At 68.8% G+C, this 15,489-nt stretch carries 15 protein-coding genes; 7 read left to right on the top strand and 8 right to left on the bottom strand.

Annotation, left to right across the window (positions count from 1 at the left end; translation table 11 throughout):
• The 3 genes from ABD256_RS09090 to ABD256_RS09085 are packed head-to-tail and all read right to left on the bottom strand — an operon-like array spanning nucleotide 1 to nucleotide 2,231.
• Nucleotides 1-768, bottom strand: coding sequence for an SDR family NAD(P)-dependent oxidoreductase (locus ABD256_RS09090; RefSeq protein WP_344415612.1), 768 nt, complete (start codon nucleotides 766-768; stop codon nucleotides 1-3).
• 9 nt (nucleotides 769-777) lie between these two features.
• Nucleotides 778-867: an MFS transporter small subunit gene (locus ABD256_RS44365; protein WP_425546421.1), complete on the bottom strand. Its 90-nt coding sequence runs from the start codon at nucleotides 865-867 to the stop codon at nucleotides 778-780.
• A 14-nt stretch (nucleotides 868-881) separates the two neighbouring features.
• Nucleotides 882-2,231: an L-lactate MFS transporter gene (locus ABD256_RS09085; protein WP_344415610.1), complete on the bottom strand. Its 1,350-nt coding sequence runs from the start codon at nucleotides 2,229-2,231 to the stop codon at nucleotides 882-884.
• Between the two features lie 97 nt (nucleotides 2,232-2,328).
• Here ABD256_RS09085 and fdhD point away from each other — a divergent pair, with 97 nt between their 5' ends.
• The 6 genes from fdhD (at nucleotide 2,329) to ABD256_RS09055 (ending at nucleotide 8,865) form a co-directional block, all read left to right on the top strand.
• Nucleotides 2,329-3,153 carry a formate dehydrogenase accessory sulfurtransferase FdhD gene (gene fdhD / locus ABD256_RS09080; RefSeq protein WP_344415608.1) on the top strand — a complete coding sequence of 275 codons (825 nt, stop codon included), beginning with the start codon at nucleotides 2,329-2,331 and terminating at the stop codon, nucleotides 3,151-3,153.
• A gap of 228 nt (nucleotides 3,154-3,381) precedes the next feature.
• Entirely contained in the window at nucleotides 3,382-3,585 is a 204-nt protein-coding gene (locus tag ABD256_RS09075) for a hypothetical protein (protein WP_344415606.1), read from the top strand.
• Nucleotides 3,572-4,519: an HNH endonuclease signature motif containing protein gene (locus tag ABD256_RS09070; RefSeq protein ID WP_344415604.1), complete on the top strand. Its 948-nt coding sequence runs from the start codon at nucleotides 3,572-3,574 to the stop codon at nucleotides 4,517-4,519. Before ABD256_RS09075 ends, ABD256_RS09070 begins: the two co-directional genes overlap by 14 nt.
• A gap of 199 nt (nucleotides 4,520-4,718) precedes the next feature.
• Nucleotides 4,719-6,227 (top strand): alpha/beta fold hydrolase, encoded by a 1,509-nt coding sequence (locus tag ABD256_RS09065; RefSeq protein ID WP_344415602.1) that lies wholly within the window; start codon nucleotides 4,719-4,721, stop codon nucleotides 6,225-6,227.
• An 88-nt stretch (nucleotides 6,228-6,315) separates the two neighbouring features.
• Nucleotides 6,316-7,263, top strand: a complete 948-nt coding sequence (locus ABD256_RS09060) for an alpha/beta hydrolase (RefSeq protein WP_344415600.1) — start codon at nucleotides 6,316-6,318, stop codon at nucleotides 7,261-7,263.
• A gap of 111 nt (nucleotides 7,264-7,374) precedes the next feature.
• Complete coding sequence (locus ABD256_RS09055) at nucleotides 7,375-8,865, top strand: alpha/beta hydrolase (RefSeq protein WP_344415598.1); 1,491 nt, start codon at nucleotides 7,375-7,377, stop codon at nucleotides 8,863-8,865.
• 40 nt (nucleotides 8,866-8,905) lie between these two features.
• Here the strand turns inward: ABD256_RS09055 and ABD256_RS09050 are convergent, their stop codons facing one another.
• From ABD256_RS09050 to tig, 5 genes are all read right to left on the bottom strand, one after another.
• On the bottom strand, nucleotides 8,906-9,256 hold the full coding sequence (locus tag ABD256_RS09050) for a hypothetical protein (protein WP_344415596.1): 351 nt from the start codon (nucleotides 9,254-9,256) through the stop codon (nucleotides 8,906-8,908).
• A 42-nt stretch (nucleotides 9,257-9,298) separates the two neighbouring features.
• Nucleotides 9,299-10,594: an ATP-dependent Clp protease ATP-binding subunit ClpX gene (clpX, locus tag ABD256_RS09045; RefSeq protein ID WP_344415594.1), complete on the bottom strand. Its 1,296-nt coding sequence runs from the start codon at nucleotides 10,592-10,594 to the stop codon at nucleotides 9,299-9,301.
• A 215-nt stretch (nucleotides 10,595-10,809) separates the two neighbouring features.
• Nucleotides 10,810-11,442 carry an ATP-dependent Clp protease proteolytic subunit gene (locus ABD256_RS09040; protein WP_344415592.1) on the bottom strand — a complete coding sequence of 211 codons (633 nt, stop codon included), beginning with the start codon at nucleotides 11,440-11,442 and terminating at the stop codon, nucleotides 10,810-10,812.
• A gap of 27 nt (nucleotides 11,443-11,469) precedes the next feature.
• Nucleotides 11,470-12,105 carry a ClpP family protease gene (locus ABD256_RS09035; RefSeq protein ID WP_344416178.1) on the bottom strand — a complete coding sequence of 212 codons (636 nt, stop codon included), beginning with the start codon at nucleotides 12,103-12,105 and terminating at the stop codon, nucleotides 11,470-11,472.
• 118 nt (nucleotides 12,106-12,223) lie between these two features.
• Complete coding sequence (gene tig / locus ABD256_RS09030; protein ID WP_344415590.1) at nucleotides 12,224-13,618, bottom strand: trigger factor; 1,395 nt, start codon at nucleotides 13,616-13,618, stop codon at nucleotides 12,224-12,226.
• Nucleotides 13,619-13,811: 193 nt separating this feature from the next.
• Here tig and ABD256_RS09025 point away from each other — a divergent pair, with 193 nt between their 5' ends.
• Nucleotides 13,812-15,368 carry a hypothetical protein gene (locus ABD256_RS09025; protein WP_344415588.1) on the top strand — a complete coding sequence of 519 codons (1,557 nt, stop codon included), beginning with the start codon at nucleotides 13,812-13,814 and terminating at the stop codon, nucleotides 15,366-15,368.
• Nucleotides 15,369-15,489 lie beyond the last annotated feature (121 nt).

The raw sequence follows: 15,489 nt of genomic DNA, 5'->3' as shown, positions 1-15,489 counted from the left end.
TCAGGTTCGCAGGTGGGACGCGCCGTTGAGGTCGAGGATCGTGCCGGAGGCCCAGGTCGCGTCCGGTGAGGCGAGGTAGACGACCGCGGCGGCGATTTCCGCCGGCCGTCCGACGCGCCCGAACGGGCTCTGCCCGCGCAGGTCCACTCCCCCGTCCCCGGCAAGCCGGTCCGCGACCCGCTCCGTCTCGGTGAAGCCGGGCGCCACCGACGTCACGGATATCCCCTCCGGGGCAAGGGAAAGCGCCAGTGACTGACCGAGGGCGTGCAGGGCCGCCTTGCTGGCGCCGTAGGCGGGGTGATCGGCTTCGCCGCGGAACGCACCGCGCGAGCCGACGTTGACGATCCGGCCCGCCGCGCCGCGGGCGACCATGTGCCGTGCCACGCAGTAGCTCAGGTTCGCGGTGCCCGCCACGTTGACGTCCAGGTTCTGCCGCCACGCCCGCTGCCAGTCCGCATAGGACACCTCGGTCACCCGGTGGGCGTTCGCCGCCGAGGTCGCGACTCCGGCGTTGTTCACCAGCACGTCGACACCGCCGAGGGAGGACTCCGCCTCGTCGGCCAGGCGGCGCGCGGCCTCCGGATCGGCGATATCGGCACCGAGCACCACGTGACCGGTGCCGGGGAGCCCGGCGAGCACCGCCTCCGCGGCCGCGCGGTCGGCGTGGAAGTGCACCGCGACCCGGTCACCGCCCGCCGCGAACGCCTCGGCGACGGCCCTGCCGATGCCCTTCGACGCACCGGTCACCAGAACACCGCGAGATCTCATCCGCGCCCCTCATCCGCCGAACAGCTGCACCACCTTGAGCACCAGCTCGTACACACCATAGGCGAACGGAATGCCGACCCACAGCCAGGCCACGATCATCAGCGCTCGACGGTTCACGACGACTCCCCCACCGGAACAGCCGCCTGCTTCCGCGGCTCGTGGTACTTCGGGTTGACCGGGCCGACCAGCTCGTTCGCCACGAACCCGGCCGCCAGCAGGCAGATCATGATGATGAACGAGGTGCCGTACAGATCGGGCCCCTGCTTGCCGTCGCTCTTCCCGCTGTCCGCGATCGCGTTCACGATCAGCGGCCCCAGCACACCGGCCGCCGACCACGCGGTGAGCAGCCTGCCGTGGATGGCGCCGACCTGGTAGGTGCCGAACAGGTCCTTCAGGTACGCGGGCACGGTCGCGAACCCGCCGCCGTAGAACGACAGGATCACCCCGGCGCACACCACGAACAGCACCTTCGACGAGTTCGTGGTCAGCGCGATCACCAGGTACAGCAGCGCGCCGGCGCCGAGGTAGACGCGGTAGATGTTCTTGCGCCCGATCAGGTCCGATGTGGACGACCAGACGAACCGGCCGAGCATGTTGGTCAGCGACAGCAGCGCCACGAACCCGCCCGCGGCCGCGGTGGCGATCGGCGCCGACGTCTGCTTGAAGAAGTCGGTGATCATCGGCGAAGCCTTCTCCAGGATGCCGATGCCCGCCGTGACGTTGAAGCACAGCACCACCCACAGCAGCCAGAACTGCGGCGTCTTGATCGCGTTCGCCGCGGACACGTCGGCCTGGGAGATCATCGGCCTGCCGTGGTCGACCGGTTCCCAGCCCGCGGGCTTCCACCCCGGCTCCGGCACCCGGATCAGCAACACGCCGAGGCTCATGAAGATCGCGTACACCACGCCATGGACCAGGAACGCCGCCGCGATGCCGCCGGTGCCCGCGCCGAACGACTCCAGCATCTGGGACGACCACGGCGTCGCGATGAGCGCGCCGCCGCCGAACCCCATGATGGCGATGCCGGTCGCCATGCCCGGCCGGTCGGGGAACCACTTGATCAGGGTGGACACCGGCGAGATGTAGCCGATGCCGAGCCCGATGCCGCCGACGAAGCCGTACCCGACGACCACCAGCCAGTACTGCGAGGTGGCGACGCCGAGCGCGGAGATCAGGAACCCGGCCGAGAAGCAGGTCATGGACACGAACATCGCCCAGCGCGGGCCGTTCCGTTCGACCATGGTCCCGCCGAAGGCCGCGGACAGGCCCAGCATCACGATGCCGAGCTGGAACGGGAGCGCGCTCTGCGTGCCGGTCAGGTGCAGCGCCTTCTCCAGCGCGGGCTTGAACACGCTCCACGCGTAGGCCTGCCCGATCGACAGGTGCACGGCGAGCGCGGCCGGTGGGACCAGCCATCGGCTCCAGTTCACCGGTGCGGGAGTCTTCAGGAAGCTCACTGCCATCGGGCGCCTCCTCCAGGTGCGGGTCAGCAATGTATTACTTGATCGTGTCGCGATGCAAAACAGGCGTCATACGAGGTGGACTCGGTAGGGTGGGGGCATGGGCCGTCTGACTGTCCGGCGCCCGGTGCGCAAGCTCACCACCAGCGGTGACCTACGTCGCGCCGACACGCTGGCCGCCGAGGAACCGATGGAGATCAGGGTCGGCGGCAGGGCACTCGCGGTCACCATGCGCACCCCGGGGAACGACGTCGAACTGGCACACGGGTTCCTGCTTTCCGAGGGTGTCATCGGCGACCGCGAGGACGTGCTGACCGCCCGCTACTGCGACGGCGTCGACGAGGCGGGCCGCAACACCTACAACGTGCTCGACCTCGCGTTGTCCGAGGGCGTGCCACCGCCCGAAACGGGAGTGGAGCGCAACTTCTACACGACGTCGTCCTGCGGCGTGTGCGGGAAGGCCGCGCTCGACGCGGTGCGCCTGAAGACCAGGTTCTCCCCCGCGTCCTCGACCTTCGCCATCGAAGCCGACGTGCTCGCCTCCCTCCCCGACGCGTTGCGCGCACGCCAGAAGGTGTTCGCGCAGACGGGCGGGCTGCACGCTGCCGCGTTGTTCGACTCCTCGGGTGAGCTGCTCGTCGTCCGGGAGGACATCGGTCGGCACAACGCTGTCGACAAGGTTTTGGGGTGGGCCCTGCTGGAGGGGCGGGTGCCTCTTGGCGGGGTCGGTCTTCTGGTGTCGGGGCGGGCGTCGTTCGAGCTGGTGCAGAAGGCGGCTATGGCGGGGATTCCGTTGTTGGCTGCGGTGTCTGCTCCTTCTTCACTGGCGGCGGAGTTGGCTGAGGAGGAGGGGATTTCCCTCGTTGGGTTTTTGCGGGGGGAGTCCATGAATCTTTATACGGGGGATTTTCGGGTTTTGACCTGATTTTTTCGGGGTTTCGGGGTTGCTTTGTTCGCGTGTTTGGTGGGCTCGGTGAGGGTTTACTGTGGAACGAATCTCTTTGGTCGCCTTGATGTGCCGTTCCCGACGCATTGCCGGTCCCGGTTGTTGTTTGGCTTCCGTGTCGTTGTGGTCCCGTTGTGGAAAAGCTGCGATCTTTCGTGCACCTGATTGGGTGACGGAAAGTGTTTTGCGGGGCGGTAGAATTGTGGCATGTCTACCGAAGAAGAGTTTTATCGGGTTCGTGCGCTTTCCGACTCCGCGGCTCGGCGGTTGCGGGTTATTCGGTATCAGCAGGCAATGCTGCTGCGCGAAATAGCGGAGATGGAGCAAGTGTCCTCACGAAGATCCACCGTGGGGCAAGTGGCACTGCTGCATGCCGTGACGCACGCTGCGGCGGAAGGTGGCGCTCGCTGACGCGTTGACCTCATACCTGCCCTGCACCCTGGCGGCGATGGAAGCAGGGCTCATTGACGAGTACGCGGCCTCCCGGGTGTTCGAGGCGACCGCGTGTGCATCGAAAGAAGTAGCCGCCGAAGTCGATGCCAGATTGGTGGGGAGGTTCGAGAACCGGAATCCGCCCGCACTGCGCAGGTTGGTCAACTCGCTGCTGATGCGAGTTGACCCTGAAGGATATGAGCGGCGACGGCAAGAGAAAGTGGCGGCGCGGAGGTTAGAAATCCGGCATGGGGATCACGGATCGTCGACCCTGTTCGCCGAACTTCCTTCCGATCGGGCGCAAGCGCTGTACGCCGCCTGCGACCGAGACGCGCTCGCGAAAAAGCGCCAAGGCGACAAGCGCACCATGGATCAATTGCGCTTGGATGCACTGGTCGAACACTGCCTGGGTGGCCACGGGTGTGCGGGCAAGCCGAAAGCCCAGATCTTCGTCCACATCGACCTGCCAACCCTGCTGGGACTGCGCGACAACCCCGCCGAACTCGCGGGGTGTGGTGGCATCTCACCGGAGATGGCGCGGGCGATCGCCTTCGACGCCGACTCGGTCTGGAACCGGATCATCGACGAACCCATGACCGGCCTCCCCATCGACCTCGGTCGGAAAAACTACCGGCCACCGAGCGCCATGCGGAAGTACCTCCACGTCACCCACCGGACCTGCAGCATGCCCGGCTGCACCCGGCCCGCCCAGTACACCGACCTCGACCACGCCACCGCCTGGAAAGACAGCGGACGCACCGACAAAGCCAACATGCGGCCGCTCTGCCGAGTCCACCACCTACTCCGCGACGAACCCGGCTGGACCTTCACCACCGACAGCGAAACCGGCGTACTCACCGTCACCGCACCGAACGGGCGCAGCTATGCCGAGGATTCCACCGGGTTCGTCTGAGCGCCAGGCAGGGGCCCAGTTGTGTGGAAGCCGTTCGGTGGCGTGGTCGTACACGAATCCCAGCAGCACGCCGTCGGCCTCGGCGACACGGTCGAAACCGTCGGACTATCGGTGCGGGCCATTCACCTGAACGCCTTCCCCAGCGCAGCACCGAACGTGGTTTCATGATCAAAGACTCATGAACCTCGGGAGCACGCCCATGCGCAAACTGATTGTCGCAACGTTCTGCGCACTGCTGGTGACAGCGGTGCCCGCGGTCGCGACGGCCGCACCGGACGCGCCGGGCGGTGTGGCCGGAGTGGACGTTCCCCGGCTCGCCTGGGCGGACTGCGGCCAGGGCGTCCAATGCGCGACCGCCGTCGTACCGCTCGACTACCGGCGGCCGCACGGGCCCACGATCGCACTGGCGGCGTACCGGGTGCCCGCCGCCGATCCCGCGCACCGGATCGGATCCCTGTTCATCAACCCCGGCGGCCCCGGCGGCCCGACCAAGGGCTTCGTCCGTGCGTACGGTTTCCGCGGCCCGCCCGAACTGCACCAGCGGTTCGACATCGTCAGCTTCGACCCGCGCGGCGTCGCCGCGAGTTCCGCGATCACCTGCCGGACCCCGCAGGAGTACCGGGCCTCCTGGGACGGCGCGACCGCCCGCCCGGCGCCGGGCGCCTACGACAGGGCGGTCGCCGGCGCCAAGGACTTCGACGAATCGTGCTACGCGCGGTCGGGCGGAATCCTGCCGCACGCCGGCGCGGAGAACTTCGCCCGCGACCTCGACGTCCTCCGCGCGGCCGTCGGCGACGAGAAGGTGAGCTACCTCGGGATCTCGTACGGCACGTTCCTCGGCACGGTGTACGCGAACCTCTTCCCCCGCCACATCCGCGTCCTGTCCCTCGATGGCGCCTACGATCCCGAGTCCTACGCCAACCGCCCGTACGACTACGACCGCGGCCAGTACCGCGCGCTCGACGCCGGGCTGTCGCGGTTCTTCGACTGGTGCGCGGGCGCACCGGCCGCCTGCGGGTTCGGCGACGGCCACCCCGCCGAGAGTTTCCTGTCGATGCAGCGAGACCTCGATCGGAACCCGATCCGTGACGAGAAGGGCGCGTTCGTCGCCAACGCCGCCACGATGGCCGTCCAGCTGTCGTTCACGGTGAACGAAGGCAAGGAGAACTGGCCGGACCTCGGCAAGCAACTGAAGGCCGCGCAAGGGCGCGGCGGGCCGCTGCTGGCACCGTTCGACGACTCCACCGTGAACCTGCTCGCCGCGAACACCGCCATCGAATGCATGGATCGGGTGTTCCCCGGTGGCCTGCGGCCGCTCCGCGCCAAGCTCGCCGCGAACGTCCGAACGGGACCGCTGCTCGGTCCCGCCCTCGGGTACGGCCCGCCGAGCTACGACCACTCGCACGCGACGGCGTGCACCCAATGGCAGGCACCGCGCCTGAGCAGGTACGCCGGTCCGTGGAACGCGGCGGGCTCACCGCCCATCCTGGTCACCGGCACGATCGGCGACCCGGACACCCCGTTCCAGGACGCGGTCGCCCTTTCGAGGACGTTCGACAACGCCCGCCTGCTCGTGTTCGACGGCGAAGGGCATTCGGCCATGCAGCGCAGCGCGTGTGCGACCGGACACGAAGTGCGCTACCTGGTCGACAAGGTGCTCCCGCCGAGGGGAACGGTCTGCGCTGACGAACAGCAACCGGTCGGGTGACCGCAGTCACCAGGCGAAACACCGCAGGGTCCCCCGACGATGAGTCGGCAGCGGTGGTAGAACGGAAGCAGTCGGGGGACGGGGACGAATGGACGACAGCGAGGCGGCCGGAGCGGCCGAGGAGAGCGCGACGCGGGCTCGGCGCAGGCTGCCCAGCCGCCGCTCCGCGCTGATCGCGGGCGCGTCCGCGCTCGGCGTCGCGGGGTTCGCCGTCGGTACCGCCACGAACACGCTTCCGTTCGGCGAGTCGATCCAGCGGCTGCTCGGCACCGCGTCCTCCGGCCCCACCGGCCAGCTCGGCGCGACGAGGGTCGAGCGCGTGTGGTCCGCCGCGCGCGGCCGTGAGGTCGATCTCCTCATCATGCTGCCGGCCAAGTCGCCGCAGAAGAACCTGCCGATGTCGCTGCTGCTGCACGGGCTCCACGGTTCGGCCCGCAAGGCGCCGCCGACCGGCCTGCAGCGCCAGCTCAGCAACGACGTCACCCGGCGCGCGGTGCCCCCGTACGGGTTCGTCGCCGTGGACGGTGGCGACAACTACTGGCACCAGGTCCGGCCCGGCGACGATCCGATGGCGATGCTGCTCGAAGAGGTCCCGCGCTGGCTGCGCGAGCGCGGGCTCGGCGGCTCCGAGGGGCTGCCCTTCGCCTGCACCGGCATTTCGATGGGCGGGTTCGGCGCGTTCCTCTACTCGCGGCGGCGCGCCGAGCGCAGGCAGCCCGTGCGCGCGATCGCCGCGATCGCGCCGGCGCTGATGACCTCGTGGCAGGAAATGAGCAAGCGCAAGGCCTTCCGCGACGCGGCCGACTGGGCGTCGATGGACCCGCTCAAGAACCTGACCGCCACCAGGGACATCCCGACCGGGCTGTGGTGCGGCACCGAGGACAGCTTCATCGGCGGCGTGCGGCGCTTCGCCACCGAAGCGCGGCCGCTGGTCGTGCACACCGGGCACGGCAAACACGGTGACGCGTTCAACCGCACCGCCGTACCCGGCGTGGTCGGCTTCCTCGGCAAGTACGTGCCGAGCTCGACGGCGTGAGCACGCACCGTCCACAAAGGAGTTAACCGTGGCGCCGCACCGGGTGGCTTTCCGATAGTCTCCTCCCGCTCAGCCGCGACCGGACGGCTGGCAGTACTGGGAGGATCCTTCGTGTGCCGACACACCCTCGCCGCCGCAGTACTCCTCGCGGGCGCGGTCGTGACCACCCCGGCCGCCGCCGCGCCCGGTCTCGCGTGGAATGCCTGCGGTGACATCGGCGGCGAATGCGCCACCGTCACCGTGCCGGTCGACTGGGCGACACCCGCTGGCGAAAAGACCGACGTGGCGATCGGCCGGATCAAGGCGGCCGACCCGCAGCACCGGATCGGCGTGCTGTTCCTCGCACCAGGCGGCCCCGGCCTGTCCGGGATCGACAAGTACACGCTGAAGGCGGGGCTGCCCGAGGACAGCGTGCTGCGGCAGCGCTTCGACGTCGTCACCTGGGACCCGCGCGGGGTTTCGCGCAGCCACGCCGTGCAGTGCGACGCGGCACTGCTCGACAAGGCACCGACGACGTTCCCGGACACCGAGCAGCAGTACCGCGACCTGGTCGCCTACAACGGCGCGCTCGGCGCGGACTGCCGCGCGCGCACCGGGGCGCTGTTCGACCACGTCGACACCGCGAGCGCGGTCCGCGATCTCGACGCCATCCGCGGCGCGCTCGGCGAAGAACGGCTCAGCTTCTACGGCGCGTCGTACGGCACGCAGGTCGGCCAGCAGTACGCCGAACTGTTCCCCGGCCGGATCAGGGCGATGACCATCGACTCCACCATGGACCACAGCCTCCGCTCCGGCGGCCGGTACGTCGAGACCGCAACCGAGGACCTCGAAGGCTCGTTCACCGCGTTCGCCGACTGGTGCGCCAGGACCTCCGGCTGCGCACTGCACGGCGAGGACGTCCGCAAGGTGTGGGACGGGGTGCTCGCGAAGGCCGAGCAGGGCACGCTCATCGACCCGAAGACCGGCAAGGCGATGACCTCGGAGGCCCTGCAGTCGGAGCTGATGAACGCGATGTACACCCCGGAGAAGGACTGGTACCCCGCGGCGACCCGGTTGCTCGCGCTGTCGAAGGGCGTCCCGTCGAACGCGGTGGCCGCCGCGAAGGAAGACCTCGCCGAGAACTCGTACCAGGCGATCTGGTGCGAGGACTGGCAATGGCGCGTCCACGGGTACGCCGAGCTGAAGTCCTATCGGGACGCCGCGGCGCAGCGCGCGCCGCACACCAGGCTGTCCGCGTTCTGGAGCGACGTCACCAGTTGCCTCGGCTGGCCCGCGAAGGTGGTGAACACGCAGCACCGGCTTTCCGTGCTGGGCGCGCCGACCGTCCTGATCGTCAAAGGCAGGTACGACGTGGCAACCCCGCACGCCTGGAACTACGCGGTCGCCGACCAGTTCGCCAACTCCGCACTGCTGGAGTACGAGGGCATCGGGCACGGCCAGTACTTCAACAGCACCTGCGCCCGGGACCACGTCGAGCGGTACCTGCTGACGACGAACGCCCCCGAGCGCGGCGCCCGATGCGCCGCCGTCTGGCCGGCCACCCCACCCCCGGCGAAGGCGGAACCGGCTCCCCTGCCGGCGAAACCGGTACACGCGGTCTGATCTCGGCCTTCGGGGCGGTGAGCGGCGAAGTCGGACCCGGCTAGGTGCCGGTGGGGTCCAGGACCCTGGCCATCACGGACATGAGCCAGAAGCCCACCAGCAGCGCGCCGAAGTAGACGCCGGACCAGATCATCAGGGGCTTGTGCCCCTCCCCCACAGCGCGCAGCCGCCGTTGCGCGTAGGCGGCGACGGCGAAGAGCGGCAGGGGCACGAGGGGCAGGGGTGACAGCCGGAACCCGGCCCCGGCGAGGCACACCACGGTGAGCACACCGAGCACGACCGTGTAGGTCCGGAACCACCGCGGATGCCGCCGGTACACGCCGACGGTCAGCCGCCGCGCGAGATCGCCGATGCCCTGCACGTCATCGGCGATCACCCGGGTGGCGCTCATGCTGTTTTCTCTTCGGTCTCAGGCACGTGCGGCCCGAAACCGCTATGCCGACTTCTCACCACGCTCGTTGCGCTGGCGGCGCGACGGCTGACGCGACACGATCGTCGGGTTCACGTTCTCCCGGACGGTCTGCTCCGTGATGACGACCTTCGCCACGTCGTCGCGGCTCGGGATGTCGTACATGGTCGGCTGCAGGACCTCTTCCATGATCGCGCGGAGGCCGCGGGCGCCGGTGCCGCGGAGCACGGCCTGGTCGGCGATCGCCTCGAGCGCGGTCTTCGTGAACTCCAGCTCCACGTTGTCCAGCTCGAACAGCTTCTTGTACTGCTTCACCAGCGCGTTGCGCGGGGTGGTGAGGATCTGGACCAGCGAGTCCTTGTCCAGGTTCGTCACGCTCGCGACGACCGGGAGGCGGCCGATGAACTCCGGGATGAGCCCGAACTTGATCAGGTCCTCCGGCATCGTGTCGGAGAAGATGTCGCTGTTGTCGATCTCGGCCTTGGTCCTGATCTCCGCCGCGAACCCGAGCCCGCGCTTGCCGACGCGCTCGTTGATGATCTTCTCCAGGCCGGCGAACGCACCGGCCACGATGAAGAGCACGTTCGTGGTGTCGATCTGGATGAACTCCTGGTGCGGGTGCTTGCGCCCGCCCTGCGGCGGCACCGAAGCGGTGGTGCCTTCGAGGATCTTCAGCAGCGCCTGCTGCACGCCCTCGCCGGAGACGTCCCTGGTGATGGACGGGTTCTCCGACTTGCGGGCGATCTTGTCGACCTCGTCGATGTAGATGATGCCGGTCTCGGCGCGCTTGACGTCGTAGTCAGCGGCCTGGATCAGCTTCAGCAGGATGTTCTCGACGTCCTCGCCGACGTAGCCTGCCTCGGTCAGCGCCGTGGCGTCCGCGATGGCGAACGGCACGTTGAGCAGCTTGGCGAGGGTCTGCGCGAGATAGGTCTTGCCGCACCCGGTGGGACCGAGCATCAGGATGTTGGACTTGACCAGCTCCACCGGCTCGTCCTTGGCATCCTTCGTGCCCGTCTTGTCCTCGGACTGGATGCGCTTGTAGTGGTTGTAGACCGCTACCGCGAGCGCGCGCTTGGCGTCGTCCTGGCCGATGATGTACTTCTCGAGGAACTCGTGGATCTCGGCTGGTTTCGGCAGCTCGTCGAGCTTGACGTCACCGGCCTCGGCCAGTTCTTCCTCGATGATCTCGTTGCACAGATCGATGCACTCGTCGCAGATGTAGACGCCGGGCCCCGCGATGAGCTTCTTGACCTGTTTCTGGCTCTTCCCGCAGAAAGAACACTTCAGCAGGTCCCCGCCGTCGCCGATCCGTGCCATGACCGTTGACCTGTCCCCTCCGGTGCGCCGGGAAGCCGCACCTGAATGTGTACCTGCCATCGTCGCCCGCCGGGCGAGCGTTGCCACTGACGGTACCCGTCCGAAGCGCCGGACGGGAGCATCCGTGCAAGACAAGCCGAGCGAGTGGCGTCCGAGCGACCCTAGACCACGGGCGGGTGGTGCCGTCGGCCGACACGCACCCGCCCGTGCCGGGATCACACGTCGATCGCGGACGCCTTCCGGTACGGCACGACCTCGTCGATGATGCCGTATTCCTTCGCCTGCTCGGAGGTGAGGATCTTGTCGCGTTCGACGTCCTTGCGGACCTCGTCCACCGGCTTGCCGGTGTGGTGCGCCAGCGTGGTCTCCATCAGCGACCGCACGCGCTGGATCTCGTTGGCCTGGATCTCGAGGTCCGAGACCTGGCCGTAGGTGCCCTCGGTGGCGGGCTGGTGGATCAGCACGCGCGAGTTGGGCAGCGCGAGCCGCTTGCCGGGGGTGCCGGCGGCCAGCAGCACCGCGGCGGCCGAGGCGGCCTGGCCGATGCACATGGTCACGATGTCCGGGCGGACGAACTGCATGGTGTCGTAGATCGCCATCAGCGCGGTGAACGAGCCACCCGGCGAGTTGATGTAGATCATGATGTCGCGGTCGGGGTCCTCGTGCTCCAGGTGCAGGAGCTGGACCATCACGTCGTTCGCCGACGCGTCGTCGACCTGGACGCCGAGCATGATCTGCCGCTCTTCGTACAGCTTGTTGTACGGGTTCGACTCCTTGATCCCGTAGCTGGTGCGCTCGACGTACGACGGCAGGACGTAGCGCGACTGGGGGATGTGCAAGTTACTCATGTGAAGGTCTCCTACTTACCTGCGCGCTCAGTTCTTCGCCCTTGGCGAACTGCCCGGCTCGAGGACGTGGTCGACGAAGCCGTACTCCTTGGCTTCCTGGGCGGTGAACCAGCGGTCGCGGTCGCCGTCGGCGATGATCTGCTCGATCGTCTGGCCGGTCTGCTCCGCGGTGATCTTGGCCAGTTCCCGCTTCCACTTGTTGAACAGGTCGGCCTGGATCGCGATGTCCGACGCGGTGCCGCTGATCCCGGACGAGGGCTGGTGCATCAGGATGCGCGCGTGCGGCAGCGAGTACCGCTTGCCCGGTGTGCCGGAGGAGAGCAGGAACTGCCCCATCGAAGCGGCCATGCCCATCGCGTAGGTGGCCACATCGGACTTGATCAGCTGCATCGTGTCGTAGATGGCGAAGCCCGACGGCACGGAACCGCCGGGCGAGTTGATGTAGAAGGTGATGTCGGACTCGGAGTCATCGGCGTCCAGCAGCAACAGCTGGGCGGTGATCCGGTTCGCCACCTCGTCGTTGACCTCGGACCCGAGCACGACGATGCGTTCCTGGAGCAGCCGCTCGAATACCGAGTCGGTCAGGTTGAGCCCCGCGGTGCTGGTCCGCGCCTCGGGCATGTGCTTCGTCACGTCTGCCTGCCTTTTCGCCGCTTGTGGCACCCGGACCACGGGAGCCACGGTGTGTCTTTCCCAGCTCGGATTCACTGGATCTTGCCACCGACCCTAACGAACTTGGGCGGTGCAGAATGCCTGACACCGCCCAAGTTCGCTGAGAGCTTTACTTGTCGGAGACTGTTCCCTCGACCTCGGTGACCTGAGTCTCGTCCGCCTCACCCGAAGGGGTCTCGGACTCGTCCTTGCCGAACAGCTCCTCGAGGTCGACGGCCGTCCCGGAAGCGTCGGTCACGGTCGCCTTGCGCACCACCGACGCCAGCGCCTTGCCGCGGCGGACGTCGGCGAAGATCGCGGACAGCTGGCCGGACTGCTGGGCGCGCTGGACGTACTCGTCCGGGCTCACCCCGTAGCGCTGCGCCTGGTAGATGATCCGCTCGGTGAGCTCGCCGTCGTTGACCTGGGTCTGCGCCTCGTCGGCGATGGTGTCCAGCAGCAGCTGCGTGCGGACCGCCTTCTCCGACTCCTCCTTGACCTCGGCGTTGAACTCGTCAAGGGTCTTGCCCTCGGCCTCGAGCGCCTTCGCGAAGGCGTCCTCGTCGTGGTCGAACGGGTGCACCGCGTCGTGCTTGCGGTTCTCGATCTCGCCCTCGACGACCTTCTCCGGCAGCGGGACCTCGGTGCTCTCGAGCAGCTGCTCCAGGATCTTGTCCCGCGCCTGCACGCCCTGCTGCATCTTCTTGACGCGGCCGAGGCGCTCGCGCAGGTCGTCCTTGAGCGCGTCGAGGGTGTCGAACTCGCTGGCGAGCTGGGCGAACTCGTCGTCGGCCTCGGGCAGCTCGCGCTGCTTGACCGACTGCACGGTCACCGTGACCTCGGCGTCCCTGCCCGCGTACTCGCCGGCGACGAGCTGCGTGGTGAAGGTCTTGGTCTCGCCGGCCTCGGCGCCGATGATGGCGTCGTCGATGCCGTCGACGAGCTGGCCCGAGCCGATCTCGTAGGACAGACCGCTGGTCGACGCCTCTTCGACGGCTTCGCCGTCGACGGTCGCGGCCAGGTCGACCGAGACGAAGTCGCCGTCCGCCGCGGGCCGCTCGACGCCGGTGAGCGTGCCGAACCGGGCGCGCAGCTCGTCGAGCTGCTCGTCGACCTCGCCGTCGGTCAGCTCGACGTCGTCGACGCTGACGGCGAGGCCGTCGAAGTCCGGCAGGGTGATCTCGGGACGGACGTCCACCTCGGCGGTGAACTCGAGCACCTCGCGGTCCTCGAGCTTGGTCACCTCGAACTCCGGCTGGCCGAGTACGCGCAGCTCTTCGGCGCGCGCGGCCTCCATGTACTTGGCCGGGATGACCTCGTTGACGACCTCGTCGAGCACCGGCGCGCGGCCGATCCGGCTTTCCAGCACGCGAGCGGGTGCCTTACCGGGACGGAAGCCGGGGATGCGCACCTGCTGGGCGATCTTGCGGTACGCGCGGTCGAAGTTCGGCTTCAGCTCGTCGAACGGCACCTCGACATTGATCTTGACTCGCGTCGGGCTGAGCTGCTCGACGGTGCTCTTCAACGTATTCTCCTCGAGCGTAAAGATTTCGGATGATGCCTGGTCAGGTTAAGACCGGGACGCCCGAGTCTAGGCCAGCGGCTCGTCCGGCCTGGTTCGGGGCGTCGTTCCGGTTTACAACCCGCGACCGGATGCCTACCTTCTTCTCAGAAAACCCCGTCACCCGGGGGTCCCCGCGCGAGGAGCCAGGTCCGACATGTCGGTCGTCGACACGCGTCGTCAAGCCCGTGACCGTGCATTGAGCGCAACCGGCCCGCGCGCCTCGCTGGCACCGGTCTCGGTTTCGGCCGTCACGGTGTTCGGCGCCGGTTTCGCGCTGTGGTCGTGCGCGCTCCTGCTCGCGCTCGCCGGGGTCCTGCCGTTCTGGGTGACCGTCCCGGCGCAGTCGCTCGCCACGATCGCGATGATCGTCGTCGCCCATCACTCGATCCACCACACCAGCGGCAGGCTGACCTGGGTGAACGAGCTCCTCGGCAGGCTCGCCACGCCGTTCTTCGCGGTGTGCGGCTCGTTCCCGCTGTTCCGGTTCGTGCACCTGGAACAGCACCGCGTACTGGCCGCGGGCGAGGTGCCCGCGACGTGGCGCCCGGACGTGCCGTGGTGGCGGCTGCTGCTCAGGTGGCTCGCGATCGACCTCGCCTACCTCGTCCGGTACCTGCCGAGGCGCTCGGGGCGGCCGCGCGCCGAAATCGCCGAAACGGCCGTGTTCACGCTGGTCTGGCTGGGCACGCTGGCCACGGTCGTGGCCGCGGGGCACGGTCCCGAAGTGGTGCTGCTGTACCTGCTGCCCCAGCGGCTCGGCGCGGTGGCGTTCGGCTGGTACGTCTTCCGCGGCCCGCGGCACGAGCCGGCGCGGCCGCACCGGTTCCCCGCCGCCGTCTACCGCGACCGGTTCCGGAAGCACCACCGGAAACCGGCGATCCCCTGCCACCGGCGGGCCACCGCCCCGGCGGCTCCCGCCACGACGGGCCGGTTCCGCGAACTCGCCGTCTCGGAGGTGCGGCGGATCGCGGCGGGTGCCACCTCGATCCGGATGGCGGTGCCGCCGGACCTGCGAGCGGAGTTCCGGCAGGGGCCCGCGGCCCAGGTGATCGTGCGGCCGGTCGCGGGCGGCCGGCACCGGACCTACGTGCCGTGCCCGTCGGAGCCCGGCACGCTGACGATCGCGGTACGGGAAGCCGATGACGGGCCCGTTTTCGCGGATCTCCGGCCGGGCGACCGGCTTTCGGTGCGGGCCGGTACCGGCCGGTTCGCGCTCACCACCGACCCCGGCGCGGCGAAGCACTACGTCGCGGTCGCGGGCGGGTCCGGGATCGCGCCCGTCCTCCCGGTGCTCACGGCCGTGCTCGCCGAGGAGCCGCAGAGCCGGTTCACGCTGCTGTACGTCAACCGGAGCGGCGCCAGCACGATGTTCGCCGAGGAACTGACCTCGCTGGCCGCCGGTACCGACGGACGGCTGCGGATCCTGCACTACCGCACCGACGAGCGGGACCCCGACCTGCACCGCGCGCGTGCGCCGAAGCGCGCCGACGTGGTCGCCGAGGCGCTCGCGGTGTCGTACGAGGAGTACCACCGGGGGCGGCTGACCGAGACCAGGCTGCGCACGCTGCTGGAGGCGCGCCTGCACCCGGTGACCGTGGACGAGTGGTTCGTGTGCGCGCCGCACGGGCTCACCGAACTGGCTCGCTCGGTTCTCGAAGAACACCTCGTCGAGCCGGGCGCGGTGCACTACGAGCGGTTTCAGCCCGGCTGAGCCTCATCCGGCGGCGTGTCCGGGAACGTCAGCCACTCCGCCGGTTGTCTCGACAGGTTGAAACCGGCGTCCGACCGGCTACCCCTGACGTGATCGCGGCCTACGAGCAGGTGTTAGGAGC

The organism is Amycolatopsis minnesotensis (assembly GCF_039529815.1).
Taxonomy (GTDB): domain Bacteria; phylum Actinomycetota; class Actinomycetes; order Mycobacteriales; family Pseudonocardiaceae; genus Amycolatopsis; species Amycolatopsis minnesotensis.
The sequence above is the reverse complement of the archived record's forward strand: the minus strand, read 5'-3'. Positions and strand labels throughout refer to the sequence as shown.

What these genes read in the sequence shown, in the direction of transcription:
- ABD256_RS09090 (WP_344415612.1), bottom strand. Translation starts at nt 768, where the DNA reads ATGAGATCTCGCGGTGTTCTGGTGACCGGTGCGTCGAAGGGCATCGGC.
- ABD256_RS09085 (WP_344415610.1), bottom strand. Translation starts at nt 2,231, where the DNA reads ATGGCAGTGAGCTTCCTGAAGACTCCCGCACCGGTGAACTGGAGCCGA.
- ABD256_RS09050 (WP_344415596.1), bottom strand. Translation starts at nt 9,256, where the DNA reads ATGAGCGCCACCCGGGTGATCGCCGATGACGTGCAGGGCATCGGCGAT.
- ABD256_RS44365 (WP_425546421.1), bottom strand. Translation starts at nt 867, where the DNA reads ATGATCGTGGCCTGGCTGTGGGTCGGCATTCCGTTCGCCTATGGTGTG.
- ABD256_RS09025 (WP_344415588.1), top strand. Translation starts at nt 13,812, where the DNA reads ATGTCGGTCGTCGACACGCGTCGTCAAGCCCGTGACCGTGCATTGAGC.
- ABD256_RS09065 (WP_344415602.1), top strand. Translation starts at nt 4,719, where the DNA reads ATGCGCAAACTGATTGTCGCAACGTTCTGCGCACTGCTGGTGACAGCG.
- ABD256_RS09075 (WP_344415606.1), top strand. Translation starts at nt 3,382, where the DNA reads ATGTCTACCGAAGAAGAGTTTTATCGGGTTCGTGCGCTTTCCGACTCC.
- fdhD (WP_344415608.1), top strand. Translation starts at nt 2,329, where the DNA reads ATGGGCCGTCTGACTGTCCGGCGCCCGGTGCGCAAGCTCACCACCAGC.
- clpX (WP_344415594.1), bottom strand. Translation starts at nt 10,594, where the DNA reads ATGGCACGGATCGGCGACGGCGGGGACCTGCTGAAGTGTTCTTTCTGC.
- ABD256_RS09060 (WP_344415600.1), top strand. Translation starts at nt 6,316, where the DNA reads ATGGACGACAGCGAGGCGGCCGGAGCGGCCGAGGAGAGCGCGACGCGG.
- ABD256_RS09040 (WP_344415592.1), bottom strand. Translation starts at nt 11,442, where the DNA reads ATGAGTAACTTGCACATCCCCCAGTCGCGCTACGTCCTGCCGTCGTAC.